Genomic DNA, 25,005 nt, shown 5'->3' with positions numbered 1-25,005 from the left:
GCCGATTGCAGCGCATTATCAGCACAGTGGTCAATGCCTATAGTGGCCGCCTCCCCCACCGAAACGAGGCCGTACTCATGAGCAACGCCAGCACTTTTCTACTCGGCGACCGCCGCGTTAACCGCATGGGCTACGGCGCCATGCAATTGGCCGGTCCGCAGGTGTTTGGCCCGCCGAAAGACCGCGCCGCCGCCCTCGCCGTGCTGCGCGCTGCCGTGGCCGCCGGGGTGAACCATATCGACACCTCGGACTTCTACGGCCCGCACGTGACCAACCAACTCATTCGCGAAGCCTTGGCGCCTTATGGCGACGAGCTTGTGATCGTCACCAAAGTCGGCGCAGTACGTGGCGCTGACGCCTCCTGGAACCCGGCGCACAGCCCCGCCGAGCTGAAAAGCGCGGTGCATGACAACCTGCGCAACCTGGGCGTCGAGGTGCTGGACGTGGTGAATTACCGCGCCTGGGGCAACATGCACGCACCGGACGAGGCGTCTATCGAAGACGGCTTCAGCACGCTGGCCGAGCTGCAACGGCAAGGGCTGATTCGCCATTTGGGCTTGAGCAATGTGTCGGCCGTTCAGGTGCAGCAGGCGCAGGCCATTGCGCCGGTGGTGTGTGTGCAAAATCACTACAACCTTTGCCATCGCCACGATGAACAATTGATTGCCGACCTGGCGCAACAGGGCATCGCCTATGTGCCGTTTTTCCCGCTGGGTGGGTTTACGCCGTTGCAGTCCGACACCTTGTCCAGCGTGGCCAAAAGCCTCGGTGCATCGCCAATGCGGGTGGCGTTGGCATGGCTGCTGCAACGCTCGCCGAACCTGCTGCTGATTCCGGGCACCTCGTCGGTCAAGCACTTGCAGGAAAACCTCAGCGCCGCCGAACTGGTGCTGCCGCCCGAGGTGATCGCCGCGCTGGACGCGTTGGTCTAACGCCCGCCGCAACCGCTCATAGCCCCTAAAGCCCCGCCCGGCAGAGATACTTTGCAACGACTAGGCACTTGAGCCGGTTGCATCGCCTGTTAAATTGTCGCGGCGACGCCGGGCCCCTCTGACAGCTTTCTCAAGCTGCCATGTCGGAGTTGCAGTTTGTACAACTCTGACTTAGGAGGGGCTTATGAGCACCCTAGAACCGTTCTTCATGGCCGAGTTCCTCGGCACCGCCACCTGGTTGTGGCTCGTCTTCATCACCATCGTCATCAGCCTGCTGGTCTTCGACCTCGGGGTACTTCACCGTGAGCATCGCGAAATTGGAGTGAAGGAAAGCCTGCTGTTGTCTGCCGGTTACATCACCGCCGGTTTGCTCTTTGGCCTGTGGGTTTGGCAGATGAAAGGCGGCGACGCCGGGATGGATTTCTACACCGGTTTTCTGATTGAAAAGTCGTTGTCGATGGACAACGTTTTTCTCATGGCGATGATCTTCAGCTTCCTGGCCATCCCGCGTAAGTACCAGCATGAGGTGCTGTTCTGGGGCATTCTCGGCGTGATCGTGCTGCGCGCTTTGATGATCGGCCTGGGCGCCGCGCTGATCGCCGAGTTCAGCTGGATTCTCTACGTGTTTGGCGCCTTCCTGCTGCTGACCGGCGTGCGCATGCTGTTCAGCAAGGTGGACGATCACCCGGACCTGTCGCAAAACCCGATGGTGAAATTTCTTCGCCGCCATATGCGCGTCACCGACCGCTTGCACGAAGGCCACTTCTTCGTGCGCCAGCCGAACGCCGAAGGTCGTGGCGTGCTCTGGGCCACACCGTTGTTCCTGGCGTTGGTGCTGATCGAATGTGCAGACCTGGTGTTTGCCGTCGACAGCGTGCCGGCCATTTTCGCCATCACCCAGGACCCGTTCATTGTTTACACCTCGAACATCTTCGCGATCCTCGGCCTGCGCGCGCTGTACTTCGCCCTGGCGGCGATGATCCATCGCTTCGCCTACCTGAAATACGCCCTGGCGTTGGTGCTGGTGTTTATCGGCTGCAAGATTTTCCTGGTGGGAATAATCGGTAAAACCCCGCCGGTTATTTCCCTGAGCGTAACCCTCGGTCTGTTGTTTGGCGGCGTGCTGTTGTCGTTGTGGAAAACCCGCAACGACCCGCCTGCCGACACCAACACCGAACATTCCTGATCCATTGCGCGCCCCGCTGAAACCGTGGCGCACTCCCCTGCTGGAGACACACATGAACGCACCACGCCTGACCCTTTTCGCCCTCTTCGCCGCGCTTGGCTTAACCCTGAGCGGCTGTGAAATGGCCGAAGACTCGGCACAAAAATTCACACAGAAAGCCGGCGAAGCCGCGAAAGAGATTGCCCGTGAAACGGTGAGCGACACGGTGAATGCGCTGAACGAGCAGATCGACAGCGCGCAGAAATCCACCAATGAATTACTTGGCAAACCGACCGACGATTCGGCGGAAAACGACCAGCCACAAAGCGAGAATGAAGCGGCGAAAAACGAACAGGAGCGCGACAGCGGCGTGGAAACCTGATCGCCGAAAACGCCAAAGGCCCGCCAACGGTGGCGGGCCTTCGTTCAAGCAAACGGCTTCAAATCTTGATCAGGTTCTGCGCGGCAAAGGCGCCAAACGGCAGCGCCGCCAACGGGCCACCCACGGCCAGCGAGCCCAGGTCTACCGGGTGAAAGCCCATGGCTTCGATCAGCGCGCGCACCTCGGTTTTCGCGGCGGCGTCATCACCGGAGTACAACAGCACGCGCTTGCCACCGGCCACTTCTGGCTCAGCCAACACATTCACATCCAAATGGTTGAACGCCTTCACCACGCGGGCGCCGTTTACGTAGGTGCTGAACACCGCGCTGGAATCTTTGCCGCCTAGATCGATGGCTTTGATGCCATACGCGGCCAGCGGATTGCTAGGGTCGTTGGCGTCGTCGCTGGCGGGGTCCAGAAACGCCACCGGATTGGTGCCGTCGATGACGATGCGATTATTCCAGGCTGGCAACGCGCTCATCACGGCCTCGGCGTCGGTCCAGCGAATGGCGGCGAACACAATGTCAGCGCTAGCGGCGTCGGCCACCGTGCCGGCCGTGATGCTTGGGCCCAACTCAGCCACCAAGGCGGCCAACGATGCCGGGCCACGGCTGTTAGAAATGGTGGCGGCGATGCCCTTTTTCGCCAGCGCACGTGCCACGCTTGCGCCCAGGGCGCCTGAACCGATGATGCCGATACTCATGATGTTCTCCCGAAAATTCGAGGGCCGAGGGGCCGTGTGATAACGCACTGTTATTTGAAAATGGGCACCGAGCCGGACGCCGTTTTCGCCCTGCTTTGCTCGCGCAGCCGCCGCCCGATTTCAGCGATTTTTGCTTCGCCTGCCTGCAACGCTTCGGGGCTGGTGTGCACCGAGTAGTAGCCCAGGTGCAGGTCATGGGAATGGGGTTTGGCCGAGCCGAGCACGAACACCGCGCCGTCTTTGCCGCCCGTCAGCCGCACGGGCTGGCTGCCTTGTTCGAACACCGCCAATTCGCCGGCCTCGATAAATTCCGGCCCGCTCAGGTGGCCCCGGCTTACGCTCACCCACAACGAGCTGTGTCCCGCCGGCGGCGTGTATTCCCAGGTCTCGCCTTTACCCAGCGTGACCAGCAAATAATTGACGCCCTCCGGCGCTCGCACCGGGCTGCGCACCCCGGCGTGCTCGCCGACAATCACTCGGGCCGGGCCAGCGTGGGGCATGGCGGCAGCTTCGATGTACTGGCTGTCGACCTCGGCGTTCTCCAGTTCTGGCGGCAAGGCCAGCCACAGTTGGAAACCCTGAACACGCTGCGAGGTGCCGGCGCTCATTTCCTTGCCGTGCCACACGCCGCCACCGGCCCGCATCCACTCCACGCCGCCATAGGCGATTTCGCCGCTGCCGGCTTGCGGGTCATCAAAGTGCAAATTGCCCTCGGTGATCACCGTGACGGTGGCAATGCCCGAGTGCGGGTGCATGGGCATTTGGCCGAGGAACGAGCGGTCGCCCTCGAACAGGTCGAGAAACACAAACGGCTTGATCAGCTCGCCGAAATCGCTCGGGCTCATCAACCGCACGATGGCGCCATGTTTATGGCCGCAGGTGCGGTGGCTGACAGTGCGGCTACCAATGGCCGTACGAAGCGCTGAAATAGACATGACGACTCCTGATGGAAGCTGCCGTTGAACGGGGCAGCGGTGAATGTGGGAGTGATCATAGGGCGTCGGCATTGCTTTGATTAGCGGCTACAATTGCCTTTCACTCGTCCACTTATGGAGCAATTGCGATGCTGGATCTGAACGACCTGGCCCTGTTTGTTCAGATTGTCGAAGCGGGCAGCTTTGCCGCTGCCGCCCGGCGCATGGGCGTGCCCTCGAACACCTTGAGCCGGCGCGTAAAGCAGCTGGAAGAAACCCTGGGCGTGCGCCTGCTCCACCGCACCACGCGCAAGCTGGCGCTCACCGATGCCGGCCGCGCGTTGTTCGAGCAGAGCGCCAGCCAGGTGGGCGAATTGCTGGACGTAAGCCGGCGCTTTGTCGACGGCAGCGACGAACCGGCAGGCCGCGTTCGGGTGACCGCCCAGGCGGATTTCTTCGACGTGTTCCAAATGGAGTTTGTGGCGCGCTTTCTTGAGCAGCACCCGAAAATTCAGCTGGAATTCATGCTCAGCGACAACCATGTCGACCTGATCGCCGAACGCATCGACGTGGCCTTCCGCGCGGGCGCCCTGCCGGATTCCAGCCTGGTCGCACGTAAAATACTGGTCAGCAGCCGGGTGTTGGTGGCCAGTCCGGATTATCTGAAAACCCACGGAACGCCCGCCGCCATCGAGAAACTGAGCGAGCACCAGTGCATTTTTCCGGCCACACCCAGCGGCTCGACCACCTGGCGTTTCACCGGGCCGCAGGGCGAGGCGCAGTGCGAAGTGACGGGCCGCGTGTGCGCCAACACGGCACAGGCACAACTGAAAGCGGCGGCGGCCGGGATGGGGATTTGCTTTCTGCCGCAGCCGATTGCGTTTGCCAGCCTCACGGCGGGCACATTGGTTGAAGTGCTGCCGGACTATCGGCAGCGGGATATCGATATGTACGTGGTGTACCCGAGTCGTCGCCAGATACCGGCGGCGGTGACGGCGTTTGTGGAGCATGCGGTGGGGCATTTGTTGGAGGAGATGGGGCGGCAGCGCTGAGGAGAGCGGGAGTCTTGATAAAAACATCCGTCATCCTCGCGCACGCGGGGATCCAGAGTTTTTCAGGTAACGGTGTTCGTCGGGCAATTCTGGATCCCCGCCTTCGCGAGGATGACGGAGGTTTTTATTTACTCCACCGTCACCCCCGCCCTCAAGCCCCCCGAATCGCCCCCATCAAATCCTTCCCAACAATCGCCGACGCACACAACACCCCACCCACCAACGCCCCAATCACCCCATCCGTGGCCAAATCCTGGCCGGTGATATACAGCCCCTTCACCGGCGTCTGCGCCCGCAGCCATTTTTGCTGGAAGCGTGCCGGCGACGACTCGATGCCCATAAACCCGCCACGCTCGCGTTTGGCGAAGGTTTCGTAGCTCAGCGGCGTCGACACCTCCACGTAATCCACCGCGTCGCGCGCGTGCGGCGGTACGTGGCGGAACAGTTCTTCCAGCAGCCGCTCGCGGATCACTTCCTTGCGCGCCAGGTAGTCGTCGCCGCGTTTCATCCAGCGCGTGCCGGCCCATTGTTCGAAGTGGCTGTAGTGGGTGTAGGCGTACATTTCCACGGTCGCTTTGTTGGGAAACTCACTGTCCCACGAGGCATCCTTGGTGGAGGGAAAAGTGATAAATGACCACGGAAACGGCGCGTTGAAGTCGGCCTTATGGGCGTCCAGATTGGCTTGTAAGTCGTTGCTCGGGTGCGACCACACGTTCGCAGGCGTAAAGCCCAGCGCCTCGGCCGATTGGTTGAAGCCGATGTTCAGGCCGACCACCGCGTAGGTGTCGTTCACTGTCTCCAGTAGCGCATCCAGGCCCAACTCGGCGCTGACCGGCGCCGGCAGCAGGCGGCCAAAGGTGTTTTGCACGCCGGCATTACTGATGATGATCGGGCTGCGCACCACCTCGCCCGAGCTCATGCGCACGCCCACTGCGGCGCCCTCTTCCAGCACAATTTCGCTGACCTCGGCGCTGTGCAGCAGCACGCCGCCGGCCGCCTCGATGATGGGCGCCATCAAACGCGAAAACGCCATGCCGCCGCCCACCGGATACAGCGCGCCGTTCATATAGTGCTTGGCCAACATGCAGTGCATGGCGAACGAACTTTTGCTCGGCTCCAGGCTGTAGTCGCCCCAGTTGGCGCAGATCACGGCGATCAGTTCCGGGTCTGAGAACAGCTCCGACAGCACGTCAATGGTCAGCCGGTCGGAGTAGCTGTGAAAGCGTGAGCACATGGCCTCGTAGGCCCGTTCGGCGGCGGCCTCTGGCAGGGCTTTTTGCGCGAAGTAGCCAGCCGAGCTTTTCGACACGCTGCCGATCAGCGCCAGGTAGGTGTCGATGTTGTCGGCTTCATGGGGGAAATGCGCTTTCAGCAGGTTGCCGTAGGCTTCGATGCCTGACGGAATTTCATACTGCTTATCGCCGATCACCATGCGGTTGAAGATGTTCGGCATGGGCGTCCATTGCAGCCCGCCACCGGTTACGTAGTTGAACAGTTTCCACCCGGCCGACTGCGTGGAGCCGACGTCGCCGATGTAGTGCATGCCCACGGTCCAGCGGTAGCCGTTGCGCGAGTACGCTTGGGTCATGCCGCCGATCACGGTGTTCTGTTCCAGCAACAACACACGTTTGTTTTCCTGGGCCAGCATCGAGGCGACGCTCAAACCACCCATGCCCGAACCAATGATGATGGCGTCGAAGGTGCCGCTGATGCCGACGGTTTTGCGATAGGGCTTGCCGACCGTTTCCATGGTGTTTCTCCCGCTGACTGGTGGGTGAGATTGAAGGGATGGGGGCGAGATGTCGTAGCTGACCAGCAAGCGGGTCGCACATCCGTCTCCACCGCATAAGGCGGAACGCAAAATCATTGAACGCATGTTTAGTTATTTACGTAAAGCGGCTGCTAAGTAAATTTTTGTAGCGTTAGGAAAAAACCGCCGATAAGGCTGTTGCGCCGCCAACAGGCGTAGGTGTACAAGATAAACACACGTTCAGGAGATTTACCTATGCACTCGTTCAGCCACAGCGAAACCGTAGAAAAAAGCGCCGCCGATACCTGGCTCGCCATGCGCGACTTTGCCGCCATTGCCAGAGCCGGCTTGGCAGAGCGCGTGGACATGCAAGGAGACGGAATTGGCAGCACGCGCCACTTGCACATGCAAGGTGGCGGCGTGCTGGTGGAGCGCCTGGATGCGCGCGACGACGCGGCGTTTGTACTCAGCTACACCATGACCGAGCACGGCCCGATGCCGTTGGCGCAGTACCAGGCGAGCATGCGCATCAGCTGTGCTGGGCGACGCTGCGAGGTGACATTCACCGCGAGCTACGAGCCGCAAGGCATCGACGAAAACAAGGCCAACCGCATGCTCGGCAACGTCTACCGCGCCTTGATTGCCACGGCCCGAACCGACCTCGGCCTTTCGTGATCAGGAGCTTTCCATGGCAGTGCTGAGCTACCTCACCCAGATTCAATTCGACCACGGCGCCATCAAGCACCTGGCCCGTGGCATGCAACGCCTGAACATGCACCGGCCGCTGATTGTCAGCGGGCCGACCATTTCCAAAGGCGCGATTGTGCAAACCTTGCGCGAGCAATTGCCCGCCGACGTGCCGTTCGTGCTGTTCAGCGACGTGCCCGGCAACCCGACCGAAGCCGCTGTGCTGCAGGCGCTAGCCCTGTACCGCAGCGCCGACTGCGACGGGGTGATTTGCATCGGCGGCGGCTCGCCCATGGACCTGGGCAAAGCCGTGGCCCTGCTCGCCCGTCAGCCCGGGCCGCTAGCGCAATACGCCGCCACCGAAGGCGGCAAACAGAAGATTCGCGACGTCGCCCCGCTGATTGCAATTCCCACCACCGCAGGCACCGGCTCGGAAGCCAGCGTGGCGAGCGTGATCATCTGCGAAGACGGCCGCAAGCTCACTTTTGTCAGCGATTTGTTGCTGCCACGATTGGCCATCTGCGACCCGCTGTTGACCCTCGGCATGCCCGCCAGCCTCACCGCCTCGACTGGCATGGACGCGGTCACCCATTGCATTGAAGCGGTGCTTTCACCGGTGGTGAATCCGCCTGCCGAAGCGGTGGGGCTCGATGGTTTGGAGCGCGCGATTGGTGAGGGGTATTTGCTCAAGGCGTTCGCCGATGGGAGCGACCTGGACGCCCGCTGGAACATGATGATGGCCTCCACCGAAGGCGCCCTGGCGTTTATCAAAGGGCTGGGCGCCGTGCATGCCATGAGCCATGCGGTCGGCCGTTTGCACGCACTTAACCTGCACCACGGCACCCTCAACGCCGTGCTGTTGCCGGCGGTGTTGCGCTTCAACCACGCCTACGTCGGCGAGAAATACCAGCGCATCAAACGCGCCATGGGCCTGGCGCCCAGCGCCGACCTGGCGGACTACCTCAGCGGCCTGAATCAGCAACTCGGCCTGCCCGCCAACCTGGCGCAAATGGGTGTTCGCGTTGAGCACCTTGAAGGGCTGGAGCACCACGCCATGGCCGACCTCAACACCATGACCAACCCGCGCCAACCCAAAGCCAGCGATTACCAGCGGTTGTTGGAAGAAGCCCTGCACTAGTCCCCCCGTAAAAAGCCCGGCACATAAGGAAGAAAACAAGATGCTTGGATTGATGATGGAAAAACCGCTGCTGGTCAGCAGCCTGCTCGAACACGCCGAACGCTTTCACCCCGAACAGGTGGTCGTCAGCCGCCTGAGCGACGGTAGTGTCGTGAACAACACCTACCGCGACCTGGCCAAACGCACCCGGCAACTGGCCAACGCCTTGCTGGCCCTCGGCACCAAGCCTGGCGACCGCATCGCCACCATTGCCTGGAACACTCATCGCCATGTGGAGCTGTACTACGCCTGCGCGGGCATCGGTGCCATCTGCCACACCATCAACCCGCGCCTGCATGCCGAGCAACTCACGTACATCATCGAACACGCGGAAAACACCTTGCTGTTCTTCGATACCGACCTGGCCCACGTGGTCGAAAAAATCGCCCACGTGCGCCAAGGCAACCTGCAATGGGTGGCCTTGAGCGACGAACAGGCACTCACCCACTCCCTGCCCGCCGGCTGCCTGGCCTACGAAACCTTGCTCAGCCGTGAGAGCGACGAATTGCTCTGGCCCGAGCTGGACGAGCGCAGCGCCTGCGCGCTCTGCTATACGTCCGGCACCACCGGCAACCCCAAAGGCGTGCTCTACAGCCATCGCTCCACCGTGCTGCACGCCTTGGTCAGCGCCCTGCCCGACTGCGCGGCGTTGTCGGCGCTCTCGGTGGTGATGCCGGTGGTGCCGATGTTCCATGTCAACGCCTGGGGCATGCCCTACGCCACCCTGCTCACCGGCGCCAAGCTGGTGATGCCCGGCAGCGGCATGGACGCCGCGAGTCTCGCCGAGCTCATGCAGCAGGAAAAAGTCACCCTGGCGCTCGGCGTGCCGACCATCTGGCAAAGCGTGCTCAACTACCTCGACGATAACAAGCTGAAGCTCGATTACCTGGAAGAAGTGTTTATCGGCGGCGCGGCGGTGGATAAATCGCTTTTGCTGCGTTTCGAAAAAATTGGAATCGATGTTCTCCAAGCCTGGGGCATGACCGAACTCAGCCCCATCGGCGCCGTGAACCGTCCCCTGCCCGACTCCGCCCACCAGAACGAAGAACTGCGCCTGCAGGAAAAACTCAAACAAGGGCGCGGCATCTGGGGCATCGATTTACGCGTGGTTAATGACGTTGGTCAGCCGTTGGGCTGGGACGGATTCAGCGCCGGGCATTTGCACGTCAAAGGCCATTGGGTGGCTGGCCAGTACTTCCGCCAGCCAGGCTCGGCCTGCACCGACGACGGCTGGTTCGCCACTGGCGACATCGCCCACATCGACAGCCGCGGTTTTCTGAAACTGACCGACCGCTCCAAAGACGTGATCAAGTCGGGCGGCGAATGGATCAGCTCGCTGGAGCTTGAACTGGCTGCGCAAACCCATGAAGCCGTGGCGCTGGCCGCAGTGATTGCGGTTGCCGACGACAAATGGTCCGAGCGCCCGCTGCTGATCGTTATGCTTAAAGACGGCCACCCGTTGGACCTGCCCACCATTCGCGCGCACTTGCAGGCGCACGTGCCGAACTGGTGGCTGCCGGAGCGGCTGGAAATCATCGAACAGATGCCCATGGGCGCAACCGGAAAAGTGCACAAACAAACCCTGCGCGAGCGCTTCACCTGAGCTAGCCACCCCGTCCCCTTGGCGCGGTTCAAGCACGCGCTTGGGTTTTGCGCAGCGGGCCAGGAAGTGATTCCTGGCCTTTTTTACGCCCTGTTTTTAATCCAACGCGTCGCTGGTGGGCCGCTGACGCTTTGCCGATAATGGCCGCTTCGCACGCTGTGCTTTTTTCCTGCCCGATGAGGCTCACGTTGTCCAAACAAGACCTACGCGCCGTGATACTGGACCAAGCCCGCACCCTGTTTCTGGACGAGGGCGCCAAAGGGCTTTCCATGCGCAAACTGGCAACCGTGGTAGGCGTTACGCCGGGCGCAATTTACTGGCACTTCAAAAACAAAGAAGAGCTGGTCAGTGAAATTTTTCTCGAAGGCGTGCACACCTTCTCGCGCTACTTAAGCCGCGCCCTGACCGGCAACGACCCGCTGGACCGGCTGCTGATCTGCTCCGAGCAATTCCTCGCCTTCGGCCTGGAACAGCCCAGCCACTACGACGTGTTTTTCCTCAACCGCACGCCGCAAGTAGACCCTGAGGTAGTAGAGCAACTGGCGGCGCTACGACGGGGAAACTTCCAGATGCTCATCGACCGCATCCGCGAATGCCGCGACGCCAACCTACTGCGCCCCGACACCGACCCAGTCCGCACCGCCACGCTGATGCTCAGCACCTGCCAGGGGCTCATCACCATGCACCGGTTTGGGTATTTGGGGGACAGCGTTGAGCACTTTCAGAAGATTTATCGGAATACGTTTAGGGGGTTGATGCAGGCGATGTTGGTGTGACGGGGGGGATTTATAAAAACATCCGTAGCGTTTGCGGAAGTGACGGTGGACTGAACTAAACCACCGTCATTCCCGCGTAAGCGGTGGTCCGACAATTCGGAATCCAGAATTGCCCGACGAACACCGTTACCTGAAAAACTCTGGATCCCCGCGTGCGCGAGGATGACGGAGGTTTTGGTAGGAGTACCGTTACCTGTAAAACTCATTCCGGATTGCCCGACCAACACCGTCCCCCCAAAAAAACGCCGCCCCGCCCAAGGAGAAAAGGAGCAATGAAAGTGGGACTATGGATCGCCGCCATCGCACTGACCCTGTCCACCGGCACCGGCCTCTACCTGCTCTGGAAAAGCGCCAGCGCCATGCGCCTGGCTATCAGCGCCGAGCATTGGCCCACCGCCGTGGCCGAGCTAGAACGCGTCACGCTGAACACTCACGCGGACAGCGAAGGCACCAGCTCCTATGAGGTCAAGGTTGCGTACCGCTATCAGGTCGCGGGGGCCGACTACCCAGGCAACACGCTGAATTTCGGCTACGGCCCCAGCACCGGGCACGCGCAACATGCCAAGCTGCTGGATAAACTACGCACAGCAAAAACCGTTGAAGTTCATTACAACTCTGCGCGGCCCGAGCAATCGAGCATTGGCTTCGGGCCGACGCGTTCGCATTTCATCAACCTGTCGCTGGCGCTCACCTTTGTACTCGTCTCGCTGGGTTTCGCAGCGACGATTGCCGCGTTTCAGTCCAGTGATGAACATCTGCTGGCGCGCATTAAAATTATCCAACCGGCAGCGCAAACGCCCTCGCCGAGTCCAGAGCAAACACCATGAACCGCCGCAAAAAAATCAATCAGCTCCTCAAAGCCCACGCGAAAAAGGCCAGCGCCAAACTCGCGCCGAAAAGTAAGCCGAAATACATCAGCAAAGCTGACCGCGCGAAGCTCGCGGCCGAGGCTGAAAGCGCTCCGGTGCAAAGCAGCGAAGCGCAGAACGAGGGCTGAATCAGCCGAGGGATTTCTTCAGGAAAAACCGTGACCGGCCTTTAGGAAATTCCGGCAATTGGCCAAACACGGCGTACCCGTGGCGCTGGTAAAGTGCCAGGGCGTCGGGGTTAAACGTGTCCAGCCAGGCGCCGTGGCAGCCGCGCTTCAGCGCTTGCTGCTCCGCCGCTTCCAGCAGCTTGCCGCCGTAACCTTGGCCGCGAAGTGCTTCAGGCACCCAGAGCTTTTCAATAAACAACCAGCCCCACGCCGTATAGCCGCTCAAGCCGCCGAGTACCTCATCTGGTGCGTCGCCACCGCGGAGCAGAACGGCCAGGGGCTGATTGTCGGAAGCGCCCACGTCGCCTTCGTTAAACGCTCGCAACCCATCGAGAATTACCTGCTGGGCCTCGGCGCTTGGTGAGTTGGAAACATCCAGGGTGATCGGTTTCATGGCCTGCCCTCCACGCCGCCCGTTATGTGCGGGAAATCAGTAGTTTTATGCCCGCCGCCGCAAATACCAATGCCAGCGCACCTTCAATCCAGCGCCGGGCGTGGCGGTAGGCGCGCACCATCGGCGCGGTGGAGAAGATCAGCGCATAGCCGCCAAAAATGCTCACGCTCAACACCGCGCAGGCGCCCAGGGTCGTGATCACCGTCGACAAGGTGGCGCCGGGCCCAAGGCCGAGGGCCATGGTGGCGATCCAGCTCAGAATCGCCTTCGGGTTGGTGAGGTGCATCAGCAAGCCTTGCCTGTACAACGTCGCGCCGCAAACAGGCGGAGCGGCGGCCAGCGCTTGTTCATGCTGCGCTTGGGAGGTAAGCGCCGAGCGCCCGGCTTTAAAGGCGAGGAACAACAGGTACGCGCCGCCGATGATCTTCAGCACACCGATGGCTTGCGCATAGGTGGTTAGCAACGCCGACACCCCGGACGCCGCCATCACGCCCCAAAAAAACGAGCCGCTGATAATGCCCGCCGCCAGCATCAGCGCTGGCCGCCGCCCTCGGTGCATGGCCACGCCCATGATGCGCATGTTGCTCGGGCCGGGGCTGGCGGCGCCAAGAGTGTACACGGTGAGCACCAGCAGCAGGTGATGGAAGTCGAAAGCCATGGCCGCGCCTATTTAGCGAATGAGCAGGCCGAAGAATTATCACGTTGGCCACGGGCCCTGCCAGACACAGATGCCTCAGTAAAACTCGACCATCTGTGTGTCTACCCGAGCGCCGGGCATCATTTTTTCGAGCCCGTCGACCAACGCATCGCCGGCCGCTTGCAGCGCGTCGCGCGGCATCGACGGCAATGCTTCTAGCACAAACCACATACGCGTGGCAGTGCAATCCAGGCGAGTGCGCACGCCCTGGCGCCAGTTCCAGCGGCGGCACGTGACGCCAATGTCGTCGCGCCAGATCACTTCCCCTTTTTCCGGCGACTCATTGGCCGGCGCGCCGTCTTTGAAGGTGTCGAACAGCTCGGTGCCATCGGCCACGGTCAAACGCGGCGGCCCCACGTAGGCGGCCAGGTTCTCGCCGCCCACCGGCACGGCGAATTGCAGGCTGATGGCGTTGTACAGATCCACCACCGGATCGATGCTCGGCAGCGTGCCGTCGCGCAATACGCGCTTGCGCAGTGCTTCGGCCGAACACGGCGTGCGCTGCGGTTTGGCGCCGAACAGACGGAAGGTGTCCGCCCAAGCGGCGAGGTGCGCTTCGCCCCACGCAGGGTCACCGGCCAACACGGCAGCGCAGGCAATACCCATGGCGTCGGCGGCCACCTGTGGCTGGGTGATGGGCGCGGCTTCAACGCCGATGCTTAGCGCCCGGAAGCCCGGCGCGAGGGTGGCGATTTCAGCGTCGAGAACAGGCAAGACCAGTGGCATGTGAAATTCTCCGGTTCAGCGGCGTTTAAGGTTGCGCATGGCGTAACAGCCCCATGCCGCGTCGAGGGTACGGAGCGTGCGAATCAAGGCGTGGAGTCGGCATTTCAACGGCATTTTCCTTAGCAGATGTAAAGACCAGTATCGGTCAGCCCGCTGAATCCTCGCTGCTGAAGGCCATCAGGTCTAATGATTAGCCTTCATGGCGTATTAGTTTTGCTTATCCGGCTGTCAGGCAGCTGAAGGAGCCGGCGCGGCCAGCGCATAGCGATTTTTGCCCTGGTGTTTGGCTTCATACAGCGCCAGATCGGCGCGGCGCATCAAGCTGAACAGGGTTTCGTCTGGCAGGTGCTGCGCCACCCCAATGCTGATTGAAAGCGCGACGCCAAGCACCGGCTGGCCATTCACGGCATCGACAATCCGCTGCGCCAGGGCGCTGGCGGCGCCTGCATCGGCGAGCTGCGCGGCGACGGCAAACTCTTCTCCGCCAAGCCGGGCGACGTTATGGCCGGGGCTTTGTTCGCTGAGCACATTGGCCACTTCCACTAACACGCGGTCGCCAACATCGTGGCCGTGGCCGTCGTTGATCTTCTTGAAGTCGTCGACGTCGAGCATCAGGAAAAACAGCGGCACGCGAGGTTCGCTGGCACTAACCGTGGCAGTCAGACGCTGAATAAATGCCCGGCGATTGGGCAGCCCGGTGAGGGTGTCGCGGTACGCCATGTCGTGCAGTTGGCTTTGCAGGTTGAACACATCTTTGCGGGTGCGACACAGCGTGGTGCAGACCATGGTGGCGATCAGCAGGCTGGCGGTAATCAGCATGAGCGTAAGGGTGAGGTCGAGTGGCCGATCAAAGCTCGGTTGCACCACGGCAAACAACGTGGCCCATACGGCGATGCCGGTGCTTAGCGCGTGGCTCGGATGGGCGTGCATCGCTGAAACCGGCAGGCTGAATACGAGACCGATAGGCAGAAACCAGATGGCCGGGTTGCCAATGGCGTTGGCCAGCGCACCGAGGCAGGCGGTGCACGCGCATACCAATAGCAGCCCGCTGAGCCAGAGTTGTTGCGTGGTACGCGCCCGATAGGTGAGCAAACAAATGCCAGCCGACAGCACGCTGAAGCCGTACAGCAGCGGCGAAATGCGTTGGCTAACATCGGCCACGATCAGCACGATCAGACAGACAGCAACCGCCAGTACTTCGCTGGAAACCACCAGCGGGCGCAATTGAGCGAAGGACTTCTGCTCAAGGCTTTCTTCGGTTCCGTGCACGCTTACTACCAGAAAGAACGGTCGGGCGCCCATGGTAGCTGAGCGGTGTGGCCGGCTCACCTCGTTTGTGAGGCAAGCCGACTACCGCAGCAACACGCGTTAGAAATCCACCGTCAGCCCCGCATACACCGCACGGCCATCAGCCGGCGCGTGCAATGACTGCTGCACGCTGGCGGTGGCGTCGTACCACACGTATTCGCTGTAGCGATCCGTGAGGTTTTTCAGTTGCAGGTCGATGCTCACCTCAGCGCTAAGTTGGTAGGTGGCGCCCAGGTTGAGCAACACAAAGTCGCCGTACTTGCCGGTGCTGTTGGTGCGTTCCAGGTAGTAGTCGCTTTGCCCGTTGACCCACGCGGACAGCTGCAATGCTTCGCTGGCCTGGTAGGTGGAACCCAAGGCATACAGGTGATGGGGCACGTGGTCCATTTCCTGGCCTTTGCTGGCGGGCAGGTTGGGGTTGGGTTTGAGAATTTCCGAGAACTGCCGCGAGTACGACAGCCACACACTGGTAGCCTCAGTGGGGTACAGATTGACCTGAATGTCGTAGCCACGGCGCAGGGTTTCGCCGATGTTTTCCGAGTCGCCGACGGCATCGTTGAGTTTGCGTTGCACCTCGTCCGAGGCCTTTTGTTCCCAGTAGGCGATGCGCCCGTCGAGCCACGACGCCGGGTTGAATTTGAGCCCGGTTTCCCAGCCGTCGTTGATCGAGGGGTTGAGGTCGTCGCGCTGGCTGGCCAGGCGGTAGCTGGCCGACCCCACGCCGATCTGAAAGCTACGGCCCCAGTTGGCGTAGAGGCTGGCGTGCTCCCACGGGGCGTAGACCACGCTGAGTTTTGGCTGGCGGATCAGGCCGTAGTCGTTGACGTCGGCGCGCTCGCCGGTGAGTTCGTTGCTGTAGTCGCCGTAGACCTTGTCCACCCGATACGCCGGGATGATTTTCAGCGACTCGACTGGCTCAATCACCGCCTGCACATAACCGCCTACCACATCCAGGTCGAACTGCTGATCACGGGTTTGCGCGCTGCGTACGCGCTGCGTGGTGCGGTAGCGGCGACTTTGGTTTTCCTGACGCTGCACATCGGCGCCGCCTTCCAGGGCAAAGCCATGCAGGTATTCCACTTCCGGGCGCCATGTCAGAGTGCTGAGGGCGCCGTACTGACGTTCATCGGCCACACGTTCCTGCTGGGAAACGCTGCGCCAGTATTGGGTCCAGCGCTCGTCTTTAAAGGTATTAAGGTAGGCCTTGCTGGCCCACGACAGGTCGTGTTCCAGGTTGAAATCCAGGTGCAGGCTGGCCTGGTTCATTTCCCGGTTGCCCTGGTCGGTGGCGTTGTTGGCGTAGGAGTCGCGCGGGTGATCGTGGGCATCGCGCCGGTTCAGGTAACCGGCTTCGTCGGCGTCGCCCTGGTAGTGGCGCAGGATCAAGCCGGCGCGCCAGGCGTCTTCATCGGCCGTGTAAAACCACTTGCCGGCGAAGCTCTGGCGGTCGGCGTTGGCATGGTCGCGGTAGCCGTCGCTTTGCTGGTAGGCGAGGAAATAGTTCTGGCTCCAGTTGCCGCTTTCGAGGCCTTTGACCACCTGCACTTCCTGGGTATCAAAGCTGCCGTAACGCACCCGCAGCTTGCCCTCGCTGCCGCCAATGCGGGTGTTGATGCTGGCGTTGCCGGCGATATTGTGCAGGCCGTAGCGCGGGTCGTTGGTGCCGCGCACCACTTCAATGCTGTCGATATCCAGCGGGAACACCATGTCGATAAAGGGCATGTTGCCGTCGTTGGTATTGCTGGGAATGCCGTCGATCAGCAGCTTCACGGCGTTCACTTCGCCCTCGCCATTGAAGCCACGAAACGACAACTTGCCGGACGTGGTGCCCTGGTTGAATTGCGTAAGCATCACGCCCGGCACACGGTTGAACAGCTCCCAGCTGTATTGCACCGGCTGCTTTTCAATGATGTCGCTGCCGACCACATCGACTGAGCTGAGAATATTGCGGCTGGCCAGCGGGCCGGCATCGGGCGCAGTGACGTTCACGGCGCCGAGGGTCAGGGTTGAATCGCCCGGTGTGGCGGCAAAAGTGAAGGCGGGAACGAGCAGAAACAGGCCGCCGAATGAGCGGAAAAACACAGGCGAATAAGCCATCGAATGAAATCCTGAAAAGCCAGATAAGCGGGTGCGCGTTTCCTGCGAAACGGCACGTCAACAAAACGCGGCAAGGCGCGTGAGGCAGTTCAGGCGATGGGTGGAGCGCGGGGGTTGAGCGAGGGCCAGTCGTGGCGCGGGGGCGGTTGCGCGAAGCTGCGAACGACGATGGGCGCGATGCTGCGGGCGGGGATGTAATCCAACGACCAGGCGCTGCTATTAACCGCCACCGCCGCTGCAAACGAGGAGCACAGCGGGCAACTGACTTGGTCGAGGTGCACGCTCTGCGAATCCGACCCGGTCAGCTCCACGCCTGCACCGCTGGCTGCCGACACCGAGCAGAAGCCGCCGCCCAGGCCGCTGAGGTTTAGCGCGCTCATCTGGCCGTGATGAATACCGCACGCGAACAGACTGAACAGCACGCTGGCGTACAGCATCCATGCAGTCAGTGAGCGAGTGTGGCGGGCCATTTTCATGGGGCGCGACTCTAGCACCGCGCTCCGGCATCGAACAGGCAGCGCCGTGGGCGCAATTGCCGCAGGTGGAATGCGTGCGCCCTACCCTGCGTTTACATCGACGCGTATTGAATCGCCGCCGTACCGGAGCGCCAGGTGCTTGGGTTGGTGCCTTCGGTTTTCAGAAAGGTGCGGCAGAAATGCGCCTGGTCGCAGAAGCCGCATTCAGCGCCGATCTGGGTCAGGCTCTTGTCCGAGTGGGCGATAAGTTGCTTGGCCTGGGCGATGCGCTGCTGGTGAATCCATTCTTGCGGCGACAAGCCGGTGGTGCGTTTGAAGGCCCTGGAAAAATGGCTGCGCGACATGGCGCAGGCCTCGGCCAATTGCGGAACGGTTAATCGACAACCGAGGTTTTCCGCAATCATCTGTTTAGCCAATCGTTCGCGCCAAGGCGCTAAACCACCGATTACTTGAGTCTGTTTGGACTGGTCAAAATGATCAGCCGTGGGCAAAACATAGGCGCGCGAAAGACTCGCCATAACAGATTCTCCTGAAATGGATATAAGGATTGGGTGCACAAATAATTGGGCAGAAAGTTAAAGGCGACTGACTTGCGAGCCGCGGTGTTGCTGGCGTCCGCTGCTGGCTAGCGCGGCGCTCGTTATTGACTTACTTATCCTTGTTTGTTGTTTCAAAACGGCTATTTCGAAACCGCTTTTCTCACATTCAAATCACTTGCCGATTCCTCTTCTGTAAATAATTAACCAGTACGACTCCGGCACTGCACAGCACTAAATAAACCGCCGCCGTAAACAAATAGAACTCCACCAACTGGCCATTGCGCTGGCCCATTTGCCCGGCCGCGGCGAGAAAGTCGTTAAGGCTGATGACATACACCAGCGACGTGTCTTTGAGCAGCCCGATGGTTTGGCTGACCAGGGCCGGGCTCATATTGCGCAACGCTTGCGGCATCACGATCAGGCGTAGGCACTGCAGGGTGCTCATGCCTAACGCTTTGCCGGCTGCCATCTGCCCGCCCTTTACGCTGTTGATGCCGGCACGCACCACTTCGCAGAAGTAGGCGGACTCGGCCAGCACCAGCGCGATAATCGCCGAGTACATCGCCCCCACCGTCAGATAGGGGTTGCCCGTGATTGCCCTGAGCACAAACGGCATCAGAAAAAACATCCAGAAAATCGTCAAAATCAGCGGAATGGCGCGGAACAGATTGACGTAGCCCGCCGCCAGTTTGGCCAACGGCCGGGGGCCATAAATCCGCACCACGGCCAGCACGCAGCCCAGCGAAAAACCCAGCACCAGCGCGACGCCCACCAGCAGCAGCGTGGTCTGCAAGCCCTGCCACAAATAAGGCAGCGCCGGCACGATGCCGCTCCAATCAAATTCGTAACTCACCGCAGCGCCCCGGCTTCGCGCAGTTCGGGCAACGCGGTTTTCGCTTCCAGATGACGCATCAGCAGCACCACGGCGTAGGTGATACCCATGTAAATCAGGGTGGCGGCAATAAACGACTCAAACGGCTGACCGGAAAACTCGCTGATCTGCCGGCTCTGGCCGGTCAGCTCCATCAACCCGATGGTCAGCGCCGCCGCCGAGTTCTTGAACACGTTCATAAAGTCCGACGTCAACGACGGCAGCACCACGCGAAACGCCTGCGGCAGCAGCACAAACCGGTACACGCCCCACCGCCCAAACCCCATGGCCCGCGCCGCCATGGCCTGCTCCGCCGACACCGATTGCAGGCCGGCCCTCACCTGCTCTGCCACGCCGGCCGTGGTGTACAGCGTCAGGCACATGACCACGCTGAGGAACTGGTTCAGCATCGGGTTCATCTGCTTCAGCGCGTCGCCCCACGTTGTCGGCAACAGCTCCGGCACCACGAAGTACCAAAGAAACAACTGCACCAGCAGCGGCGTATTGCGAAAGCAATGCACATACACCGCCGCGCTCCAGCGCACGGCCTTGTTGGCCGAGCCCCTGGCCATGCCGGTGAGCGTGCCCAGCCCCAGCGCCAAGCCCCACGACAACAACGACAGCGCCAGCGTCCACAGCACGCCCTCAGCCAGCAGCAGCCCATACAGGCCCTCGCCTGTGATGGACGGTTTGAGAAAGAAGCTCCAGTCCCAGCTGTAGTTCATAAACGTGCGGTCCTGACAGGCTTACTGAAGCGCCCGGTCGTTGGGATTTTGGTAGAGCTGCGCGTTTTCGGCCGACAGCGGTGCGTGTATTTCCAAGCCGCCTTTCACGTTGATTCGGGTGTTGAAGTATTTGTCATAGAGCTGGTGCATTTCCCCAGATTGCTGCATACCGACAATCACCTCGTCGGCGAGCTTCTTGAACGCCGGATCGTCCTTGCGCAGCATGCAGCCGTAGGCTTCGAGCGACTGCGGCGTGCCGACTACAGTCCACAGCTCGGGCTTTTTCGCGGTGGCGATGTTGCCGTAGAACATGATGTCGTCGCCCATCGAAGCCACCGCGCGGCCCGTCTCGACGGTGGTGAAGTTGGAGATGTTGTCTTTGGATAACAGGATGCGGATGTCGAGGTTTTTCTCGCTGTTCAACGTGCGCAGCAGGCGTTCGGAGGTGGTGCCAGCTTCAACCACTACCGACTTGCCGGCCAGGTCGGCGAAGTCGTTAACGCCGGAATCTTTGCGGGTTAACAGCCGCGTGCCCACGACAAAAAAGGTATTGGAGAACGCCACCTGTTTCTGCCGCTCGGTGTTGTTAGTGGTGGAGCTGCATTCCAGGTCGACGGTTTGGTTGGCCACCAGGGGAATTCGGGTTTGCGGCGTGAGGTTGAGGGTGTTGATGTGCAACGTGTCCAAGCCAAGTTCTTGCTGCGCACGTTGAGCGATGCGTTGGGAAATCTCCCAGCCAAAGCCTGCGTGGTTGCCGTTGTCGTCGATGAAATTGAACGGCGTCGAGGCTTCGCGGGTGCCCAGGGTAATGGCACCGGTCGCTTTGATTTTGTCCAACGTGCCGGCCGCCTGTGCCAAGCCCAGTGGTGCAATCAGTAGCAGCGCAGCGAATGCCAAAGCCGTTTTCATCGTTGATCCTGCCCCAGTTTTATTTCTTCGAAAGCGTTGCCAGCGCCACTTCGAGGTCGCGCTGCAACAGGTCCAATGGTTCCAGGCCGATGTGCAGACGCACGATCCATGGCGATTGTTTCCACGGAACCGAGGTGCGGCTGGCGCTGATGTTGGCCAAGGCCACCAGGCTTTGGGTACCGCCCCAACTGGCGCCGATCTGGAAGTGCTTCAGGCTATCGACGAAGCGCTCGATGCGGGCTTGATTGGTTTCACGGAGCGTGAAACTGATCACACCGTTGCCACCGCTGAAGTAGCGCTTGAAGCGCTCATGCTGGCTGTCACTTTCCAGTGCCGGGAAAAATACCTGCTCCACGGCGTCCACGCCTATTAGCCATTTGGCGATGTGGTAACCGCGTCTGGCGTGCTCGGCCAGACGCACCGGTAGCGTCTGCAGGCCGCGCAATACCAGGTATGCGTCGCTCGCCGCAACGCCGGTGCCCAGCGCCATGAACGCCGTTTTCAAGCGCTCGAACAGCTTGCGGTCTTTCACCGTGCACACGCCCATGCACACATCGGAGTGGCCGCTGGCGTATTTCGACAGCGCGGTGCTGACGATGTCCACGCCATGCTCGAAGCAATTGATCTGCCCAAAACCCCATGCGTTATCCATCAACACCAGGCTTTCGTTCTTGTGCGCTTGTGCTGAGATGACCGAAATGTCCTGAATTTCCATGGTGTAAGAGCCCGGGGACTCCAGCACCACCAGGCGCGTGGAATCGGTGAGCCAGGGTTCGATGGTGGCCGCATCCGCCGGGAAAAACGTGTGGGTGATGCCGTATTGCGCCAGCAGCGAGGTGCACAAATCCCGCGTCGGCCCGTACACGCAGTCGGCGAGCAACACGTGGTCGCCTTGCTTGAGCAGCGCCAGCATCGGGTGCGTGACGGCGGCCAGGCCCGAGGGCACCAACAAGCTGAACTCGCCGCCTTCAATGGTCGCTATCTGCTTTTCCAGCGCCCGGCCGGTTGGCGTGCCGTAAAGGCCGTAGCTGAAGCCGTCGAACATGCGCTCCGAACGATTCAAAAAGCTGCGCGCCGAGGTGTAGGTCAGCGTGGACGCATGGTGCACCGACATATTCAGCGCCGTGAATTCGGGCATTAGCGCGCGAATGGGGCGAAGGTCAGCGGGCAGAAAGAGTGATTTCACGGAGGGCCTTTGGCGTGCCAGGTTCTTAGGGTTCCGAAATTGACGCATTGCACGTATAACTTCCAATGCGAAGATGTCTTGCATCAATTCATTATTGATATAGGTAAGCGATGAACCCGCGACAAATCGAGGCCTTTCGGGCGGTTATGGTCACTGGAAGTACCGTGCGCGCCGCCGAAATGATCCACACCTCGCAGCCGGTGGTCAGCCGCTTGATTGCGCAGCTGGAAAGCAACTTGCGCTTCAAACTGTTCGAACGTGAGTCGTCCCGGCTGCGGCCGACGCCGGAAGCCAAGTCGTTATTCGTCGACGTAGAAAAGCTTTACTCCGGTATGGATCAGCTGGAGAAAAAAGCCAAAAGCCTGCGCGAAGGCCGCAGCGGCTTGCTTTCCATCGCCTGCTTGCCGGCCATGGCCTATGGGCCGATGCCGAAGTTTCTTGCCGAGTTGCAGCGCCAGTTGCCGGACTTGTCGGTGCGCCTGGATATCTGCTCCTCCAACGAGGTGCGCGAATTGATCGCCAGCGGCCGCTGCGACATCGGTTTTGCCGCCGAAGAGATCGACACCCACGGCATCGTCGCCCGCAGCATCGCCCGGCGCCGCGCCTTGTTGGCGGTGCCGGTGGATCATCCCGTTGCGGCGATGAGCGAGGTGTCGGTGCTGGGCCTGGCCGACTATTCATACCTGGGCTTGTCGTCTACCGACTCGACCCAACGCTTTCTCAATGGCGTGATGGCCGAAGCCGGCAAGGCCCTGCGCATCACCATTGAAACGCCGTACACGCTGACCATCGCCTCGCTGGTGGTCAGCGGCGCCGGGGTCGGGCTTGTCGACCCTATCGCCCTGGAAGCGTTCGAGTGGCCGGGGCTGAAACTGCTGCCGCTCAAAGAAGACATCTACTTCAATACGCTGGTGATCCACAGCGCCACGGCGCCGCTTTCGGCGCCGGGCAATTTGCTGGTAAGCATTGCCGAGCGGCACCTGGCTGGCCACTGACGGCGGCCTGCGGACAATACCGCTGCAACCCCCTACTCTTTGCTACTCGCCAAGCCGGATGTCGTCATGGATAGATTTCAGGAAATGAAGGTGCTGCTGGCCGTGACCGAGGCCGAGAGCTTTGCCGGTGGCGCCAAGCTGCTGGGCATGTCGCCGCCTAGCGCCACCCGCGCCATCGCTGCGCTGGAAAGCCGGCTGGGCACCGTGCTGTTGGCGCGCAACACCCGCAGCCTGCGGCTTACCGAAGCCGGGCGGCGCTATGTGGAAGACTGCAAACGCATCCTGCTGGAGCTTGAAGAAGCCGAGGAACTGGCCGCCGGCAGCGCCCTGCGTGCGCGCGGCAACCTGACCGTGACGGCGCCGGTGATGTTCGGCGAGCTTTACGTGATTCCGCTGATTACCAGCTACCTCGCCGCGCACCCGCAGGTGTCGGTTAACGCGCTGCTGGTCGATCGCTTGGTGCACATGGCAGAAGAAGGCGTAGACGTCGGCCTGCGCATCGGCCAGTTGCCCGAAGGCAATTTCAACGCCTTGAAGGTCGGCGACATTCGCCCGGTGGTGTGCGCCGCGCCTACCTTTCTCGAGCGTGTGGGCAGGCCGACAAAGCCGGAAGACTTACTCGGCGCGCAGGTGGTGATGTCGTCGGCCAGCACCTTGTTAGCGCATTGGTATTTCAATGGCCCGGATGGCAGCCAGAGCGTGACGCCGCAGCCGCGTTTGGTGGTCAGCTCCAACCAGGCGGCCATCAACGCCGCACGCATGGGCTGGGGGTTTACCTGCGTGTTGTCGTACCAAGTGGCCGAAGCGGTCGCCAAGGGCGAGCTGGAAATTGTGCTCAGCGCATTCGCCACCGCGCCCATCCCTGTGCACCTGGTGTACCAGAGCGGCAAACAGGTGTCGGCCAAGGTGCGCACCTTTGTCGACCATTGCTACGAGCGCCTGGTAAACGACCCGGCGCTGCAACAGCTCAGCGGCTCGTAACGCTATGCGCGCGCTGCCCAACCGCCACCAACAAATGCACACGTTCGCCACCGTGGCCCGCACGGGCAGCCTGGCAGCGGCGGCGCGTGAGCTGAAAGTGTCCACCGCCACCCTGATGCGCACGGTGGCGGCACTGGAAACACGACTGGGCGCCACCTTGTTGAAGCGCAGCCCACGCGGTGTGACCCTGAGCGCGGTGGGCGAGCAATTTGCCGAGCGCTGCCAACTGATTCTTGCGCAAACCGCCGAGGCCGAACGCTCGGCCAGCGGCCTGCACAGCGATGCCGTGGGCAGGCTGACGGTGTCGATGCCGCTGCTGATGACCCACCAGGTTTTTATGCCGCTGGCGGTGGATTACCTCGACGCCTTCCCCGACATGCAGCTGCTGACCCAGGCCCGCGAAACCCTGCCCAAGCTGCTTGATGACGGCATCGATGTGGCGCTGGTGGTGGGCCATCTTCCCGACTCATCCGGCTTTGCCGTGCAGGTCGGCGAGGTGCGGCCGATCATCTGCGCAGCGCCTGCCTACCTCGCGCAATGGGGCATTCCCGCGAGCGCCGAAGACTTGAAAAGTCACCGCACCTTGGTGGCCAGCGCCACCGGCCAGGGTTCGGAGTGGCGCCTGCCTGTTGAGGGCGGGACGCGCTCGGCAAGAACCGCGCCGGTGCTCACCTGCTCCACGCAACAAGGCGCCATTCAGGCAGCGGTATGCGGGTTGGGGCTGATTCGTTGCCTGCGCTACGAAGCTCACCACGAGCTGCATAACGGTTTACTCGAACCGGTGCTACAGGCCTTCCCGGCGCCGCTGTTGCCCGTGCACCTGACCTACCGCGAAAGGCGCAAAGCCAACGGGCGGGTGCGCAGCTTTATCGACTTTATCGCCCCGCGCCTGCGCGCCCATCCGGCCTTTCGCCCTTGAACGCG

At 61.4% G+C, this 25,005-nt stretch carries 27 protein-coding genes; 13 read left to right on the top strand and 14 right to left on the bottom strand.

From position 1 onward, the window contains the following. Positions 1–77: 77 nt before the first annotated feature. The 3 genes from ACZZ0Q_RS07390 to ACZZ0Q_RS07380 all read left to right on the top strand — a co-directional run bounded on the left by ACZZ0Q_RS07390 (position 78) and on the right by ACZZ0Q_RS07380 (position 2,479). Positions 78–932 carry an aldo/keto reductase family oxidoreductase gene (locus ACZZ0Q_RS07390; RefSeq protein ID WP_463539538.1) on the top strand — a complete coding sequence of 285 codons (855 nt, stop codon included), beginning with the start codon at positions 78–80 and terminating at the stop codon, positions 930–932. Between the two features lie 184 nt (positions 933–1,116). After that, entirely contained in the window at positions 1,117–2,118 is a 1,002-nt protein-coding gene (locus ACZZ0Q_RS07385) for a TerC family protein (RefSeq protein ID WP_463383335.1), read from the top strand. A gap of 52 nt (positions 2,119–2,170) precedes the next feature. Then, complete coding sequence (locus tag ACZZ0Q_RS07380) at positions 2,171–2,479, top strand: hypothetical protein (RefSeq protein ID WP_463539539.1); 309 nt, start codon at positions 2,171–2,173, stop codon at positions 2,477–2,479. A gap of 58 nt (positions 2,480–2,537) precedes the next feature. Here ACZZ0Q_RS07380 and ACZZ0Q_RS07375 read toward each other — a convergent pair whose 3' ends face one another. Then, positions 2,538–3,182 (bottom strand): NADPH-dependent F420 reductase, encoded by a 645-nt coding sequence (locus ACZZ0Q_RS07375; protein WP_463539540.1) that lies wholly within the window; start codon positions 3,180–3,182, stop codon positions 2,538–2,540. A 50-nt stretch (positions 3,183–3,232) separates the two neighbouring features. Beyond that, positions 3,233–4,117: a pirin family protein gene (locus ACZZ0Q_RS07370; protein ID WP_463539541.1), complete on the bottom strand. Its 885-nt coding sequence runs from the start codon at positions 4,115–4,117 to the stop codon at positions 3,233–3,235. A 128-nt stretch (positions 4,118–4,245) separates the two neighbouring features. Between ACZZ0Q_RS07370 and ACZZ0Q_RS07365 the strand changes: the two genes are divergently transcribed. Beyond that, a complete protein-coding gene (locus ACZZ0Q_RS07365) occupies positions 4,246–5,148 on the top strand; it encodes a LysR family transcriptional regulator (protein WP_463383339.1) in 903 nt (300 codons plus the stop codon). Positions 5,149–5,299: 151 nt separating this feature from the next. Here ACZZ0Q_RS07365 and ACZZ0Q_RS07360 read toward each other — a convergent pair whose 3' ends face one another. Next, complete coding sequence (locus ACZZ0Q_RS07360; RefSeq protein ID WP_463560420.1) at positions 5,300–6,898, bottom strand: phytoene desaturase family protein; 1,599 nt, start codon at positions 6,896–6,898, stop codon at positions 5,300–5,302. 255 nt (positions 6,899–7,153) lie between these two features. On the opposite strand from ACZZ0Q_RS07360, the gene ACZZ0Q_RS07355 reads away from it, so the two are divergent. From ACZZ0Q_RS07355 to ACZZ0Q_RS07330, 6 genes are all read left to right on the top strand, one after another. Further along, positions 7,154–7,573, top strand: coding sequence for an SRPBCC family protein (locus tag ACZZ0Q_RS07355; protein ID WP_463539544.1), 420 nt, complete (start codon positions 7,154–7,156; stop codon positions 7,571–7,573). A gap of 13 nt (positions 7,574–7,586) precedes the next feature. Continuing rightward, positions 7,587–8,723, top strand: a complete 1,137-nt coding sequence (locus ACZZ0Q_RS07350) for an iron-containing alcohol dehydrogenase (protein WP_463539545.1) — start codon at positions 7,587–7,589, stop codon at positions 8,721–8,723. Positions 8,724–8,763: 40 nt separating this feature from the next. After that, entirely contained in the window at positions 8,764–10,365 is a 1,602-nt protein-coding gene (locus ACZZ0Q_RS07345) for a long-chain fatty acid--CoA ligase (protein WP_463539546.1), read from the top strand. Positions 10,366–10,553: 188 nt separating this feature from the next. Beyond that, positions 10,554–11,141 (top strand): TetR/AcrR family transcriptional regulator, encoded by a 588-nt coding sequence (locus ACZZ0Q_RS07340; protein WP_463539547.1) that lies wholly within the window; start codon positions 10,554–10,556, stop codon positions 11,139–11,141. A 272-nt stretch (positions 11,142–11,413) separates the two neighbouring features. Then, positions 11,414–11,968 (top strand): DUF3592 domain-containing protein, encoded by a 555-nt coding sequence (locus ACZZ0Q_RS07335; protein ID WP_463539548.1) that lies wholly within the window; start codon positions 11,414–11,416, stop codon positions 11,966–11,968. Further along, positions 11,965–12,138, top strand: a complete 174-nt coding sequence (locus tag ACZZ0Q_RS07330; RefSeq protein ID WP_463539549.1) for a DUF2986 domain-containing protein — start codon at positions 11,965–11,967, stop codon at positions 12,136–12,138. The genes ACZZ0Q_RS07335 and ACZZ0Q_RS07330 overlap by 4 nt, the downstream gene beginning before the upstream one ends. A gap of 1 nt (position 12,139) precedes the next feature. Here the strand turns inward: ACZZ0Q_RS07330 and ACZZ0Q_RS07325 are convergent, their stop codons facing one another. From ACZZ0Q_RS07325 to ACZZ0Q_RS07275, 11 genes are all read right to left on the bottom strand, one after another. After that, on the bottom strand, positions 12,140–12,571 hold the full coding sequence (locus tag ACZZ0Q_RS07325; RefSeq protein WP_463560418.1) for a GNAT family N-acetyltransferase: 432 nt from the start codon (positions 12,569–12,571) through the stop codon (positions 12,140–12,142). A gap of 22 nt (positions 12,572–12,593) precedes the next feature. Then, entirely contained in the window at positions 12,594–13,229 is a 636-nt protein-coding gene (locus ACZZ0Q_RS07320) for a LysE family translocator (RefSeq protein WP_463560417.1), read from the bottom strand. 75 nt (positions 13,230–13,304) lie between these two features. Continuing rightward, positions 13,305–13,994: a B3/B4 domain-containing protein gene (locus ACZZ0Q_RS07315; protein WP_463539553.1), complete on the bottom strand. Its 690-nt coding sequence runs from the start codon at positions 13,992–13,994 to the stop codon at positions 13,305–13,307. A gap of 228 nt (positions 13,995–14,222) precedes the next feature. Beyond that, a complete protein-coding gene (locus ACZZ0Q_RS07310; protein WP_463539554.1) occupies positions 14,223–15,263 on the bottom strand; it encodes a GGDEF domain-containing protein in 1,041 nt (346 codons plus the stop codon). A 99-nt stretch (positions 15,264–15,362) separates the two neighbouring features. Beyond that, positions 15,363–17,399, bottom strand: coding sequence for a TonB-dependent receptor (locus tag ACZZ0Q_RS07305; RefSeq protein ID WP_463539555.1), 2,037 nt, complete (start codon positions 17,397–17,399; stop codon positions 15,363–15,365). A gap of 89 nt (positions 17,400–17,488) precedes the next feature. Next, positions 17,489–17,875: a DUF2946 domain-containing protein gene (locus tag ACZZ0Q_RS07300; RefSeq protein ID WP_463539556.1), complete on the bottom strand. Its 387-nt coding sequence runs from the start codon at positions 17,873–17,875 to the stop codon at positions 17,489–17,491. Positions 17,876–17,967: 92 nt separating this feature from the next. Beyond that, positions 17,968–18,393: a helix-turn-helix transcriptional regulator gene (locus tag ACZZ0Q_RS07295; protein WP_463539557.1), complete on the bottom strand. Its 426-nt coding sequence runs from the start codon at positions 18,391–18,393 to the stop codon at positions 17,968–17,970. 187 nt (positions 18,394–18,580) lie between these two features. Continuing rightward, positions 18,581–19,267 (bottom strand): amino acid ABC transporter permease, encoded by a 687-nt coding sequence (locus tag ACZZ0Q_RS07290; RefSeq protein ID WP_463539558.1) that lies wholly within the window; start codon positions 19,265–19,267, stop codon positions 18,581–18,583. Beyond that, a complete protein-coding gene (locus ACZZ0Q_RS07285; RefSeq protein ID WP_463539559.1) occupies positions 19,264–20,010 on the bottom strand; it encodes an amino acid ABC transporter permease in 747 nt (248 codons plus the stop codon). The genes ACZZ0Q_RS07290 and ACZZ0Q_RS07285 overlap by 4 nt, the downstream gene beginning before the upstream one ends. Before the next feature lie 21 nt (positions 20,011–20,031). Further along, a complete protein-coding gene (locus ACZZ0Q_RS07280) occupies positions 20,032–20,919 on the bottom strand; it encodes a transporter substrate-binding domain-containing protein (RefSeq protein ID WP_463539560.1) in 888 nt (295 codons plus the stop codon). Positions 20,920–20,938: 19 nt separating this feature from the next. Continuing rightward, complete coding sequence (locus tag ACZZ0Q_RS07275; protein WP_463539561.1) at positions 20,939–22,057, bottom strand: trans-sulfuration enzyme family protein; 1,119 nt, start codon at positions 22,055–22,057, stop codon at positions 20,939–20,941. Positions 22,058–22,215: 158 nt separating this feature from the next. On the opposite strand from ACZZ0Q_RS07275, the gene ACZZ0Q_RS07270 reads away from it, so the two are divergent. The 3 genes from ACZZ0Q_RS07270 to ACZZ0Q_RS07260 all read left to right on the top strand — a co-directional run bounded on the left by ACZZ0Q_RS07270 (position 22,216) and on the right by ACZZ0Q_RS07260 (position 25,000). Then, entirely contained in the window at positions 22,216–23,100 is an 885-nt protein-coding gene (locus tag ACZZ0Q_RS07270; RefSeq protein WP_463560415.1) for a LysR substrate-binding domain-containing protein, read from the top strand. A gap of 66 nt (positions 23,101–23,166) precedes the next feature. Then, positions 23,167–24,081, top strand: coding sequence for a LysR family transcriptional regulator (locus ACZZ0Q_RS07265; RefSeq protein ID WP_463539563.1), 915 nt, complete (start codon positions 23,167–23,169; stop codon positions 24,079–24,081). 4 nt (positions 24,082–24,085) lie between these two features. Continuing rightward, positions 24,086–25,000 carry a LysR family transcriptional regulator gene (locus ACZZ0Q_RS07260; RefSeq protein WP_463539564.1) on the top strand — a complete coding sequence of 305 codons (915 nt, stop codon included), beginning with the start codon at positions 24,086–24,088 and terminating at the stop codon, positions 24,998–25,000. The last annotated feature ends 5 nt before the right edge of the window (positions 25,001–25,005 follow it).

Source organism: Pseudomonas sp. AC070, assembly GCF_979258635.1.
Note: the sequence above shows the minus strand (reverse complement) of the source record. Positions and strands in the feature narration are given on the sequence as shown.

Excerpts from the sequence above, each read along its gene's own strand:
- ACZZ0Q_RS07390 (WP_463539538.1), top strand. The coding sequence starts at position 78 with ATGAGCAACGCCAGCACTTTTCTACTCGGCGACCGCCGCGTTAACCGC.
- ACZZ0Q_RS07385 (WP_463383335.1), top strand. The coding sequence starts at position 1,117 with ATGAGCACCCTAGAACCGTTCTTCATGGCCGAGTTCCTCGGCACCGCC.
- ACZZ0Q_RS07380 (WP_463539539.1), top strand. The coding sequence starts at position 2,171 with ATGAACGCACCACGCCTGACCCTTTTCGCCCTCTTCGCCGCGCTTGGC.
- ACZZ0Q_RS07375 (WP_463539540.1), bottom strand. The coding sequence starts at position 3,182 with ATGAGTATCGGCATCATCGGTTCAGGCGCCCTGGGCGCAAGCGTGGCA.
- ACZZ0Q_RS07370 (WP_463539541.1), bottom strand. The coding sequence starts at position 4,117 with ATGTCTATTTCAGCGCTTCGTACGGCCATTGGTAGCCGCACTGTCAGC.
- ACZZ0Q_RS07365 (WP_463383339.1), top strand. The coding sequence starts at position 4,246 with ATGCTGGATCTGAACGACCTGGCCCTGTTTGTTCAGATTGTCGAAGCG.
- ACZZ0Q_RS07360 (WP_463560420.1), bottom strand. The coding sequence starts at position 6,898 with ATGGAAACGGTCGGCAAGCCCTATCGCAAAACCGTCGGCATCAGCGGC.
- ACZZ0Q_RS07355 (WP_463539544.1), top strand. The coding sequence starts at position 7,154 with ATGCACTCGTTCAGCCACAGCGAAACCGTAGAAAAAAGCGCCGCCGAT.
- ACZZ0Q_RS07350 (WP_463539545.1), top strand. The coding sequence starts at position 7,587 with ATGGCAGTGCTGAGCTACCTCACCCAGATTCAATTCGACCACGGCGCC.
- ACZZ0Q_RS07345 (WP_463539546.1), top strand. The coding sequence starts at position 8,764 with ATGCTTGGATTGATGATGGAAAAACCGCTGCTGGTCAGCAGCCTGCTC.
- ACZZ0Q_RS07335 (WP_463539548.1), top strand. The coding sequence starts at position 11,414 with ATGAAAGTGGGACTATGGATCGCCGCCATCGCACTGACCCTGTCCACC.
- ACZZ0Q_RS07330 (WP_463539549.1), top strand. The coding sequence starts at position 11,965 with ATGAACCGCCGCAAAAAAATCAATCAGCTCCTCAAAGCCCACGCGAAA.
- ACZZ0Q_RS07325 (WP_463560418.1), bottom strand. The coding sequence starts at position 12,571 with ATGAAACCGATCACCCTGGATGTTTCCAACTCACCAAGCGCCGAGGCC.
- ACZZ0Q_RS07320 (WP_463560417.1), bottom strand. The coding sequence starts at position 13,229 with ATGGCTTTCGACTTCCATCACCTGCTGCTGGTGCTCACCGTGTACACT.
- ACZZ0Q_RS07315 (WP_463539553.1), bottom strand. The coding sequence starts at position 13,994 with ATGCCACTGGTCTTGCCTGTTCTCGACGCTGAAATCGCCACCCTCGCG.
- ACZZ0Q_RS07305 (WP_463539555.1), bottom strand. The coding sequence starts at position 17,399 with ATGGCTTATTCGCCTGTGTTTTTCCGCTCATTCGGCGGCCTGTTTCTG.
- ACZZ0Q_RS07300 (WP_463539556.1), bottom strand. The coding sequence starts at position 17,875 with ATGAAAATGGCCCGCCACACTCGCTCACTGACTGCATGGATGCTGTAC.
- ACZZ0Q_RS07295 (WP_463539557.1), bottom strand. The coding sequence starts at position 18,393 with ATGGCGAGTCTTTCGCGCGCCTATGTTTTGCCCACGGCTGATCATTTT.
- ACZZ0Q_RS07285 (WP_463539559.1), bottom strand. The coding sequence starts at position 20,010 with ATGAACTACAGCTGGGACTGGAGCTTCTTTCTCAAACCGTCCATCACA.
- ACZZ0Q_RS07280 (WP_463539560.1), bottom strand. The coding sequence starts at position 20,919 with ATGAAAACGGCTTTGGCATTCGCTGCGCTGCTACTGATTGCACCACTG.
- ACZZ0Q_RS07275 (WP_463539561.1), bottom strand. The coding sequence starts at position 22,057 with ATGCCCGAATTCACGGCGCTGAATATGTCGGTGCACCATGCGTCCACG.
- ACZZ0Q_RS07270 (WP_463560415.1), top strand. The coding sequence starts at position 22,216 with ATGAACCCGCGACAAATCGAGGCCTTTCGGGCGGTTATGGTCACTGGA.
- ACZZ0Q_RS07265 (WP_463539563.1), top strand. The coding sequence starts at position 23,167 with ATGGATAGATTTCAGGAAATGAAGGTGCTGCTGGCCGTGACCGAGGCC.
- ACZZ0Q_RS07260 (WP_463539564.1), top strand. The coding sequence starts at position 24,086 with ATGCGCGCGCTGCCCAACCGCCACCAACAAATGCACACGTTCGCCACC.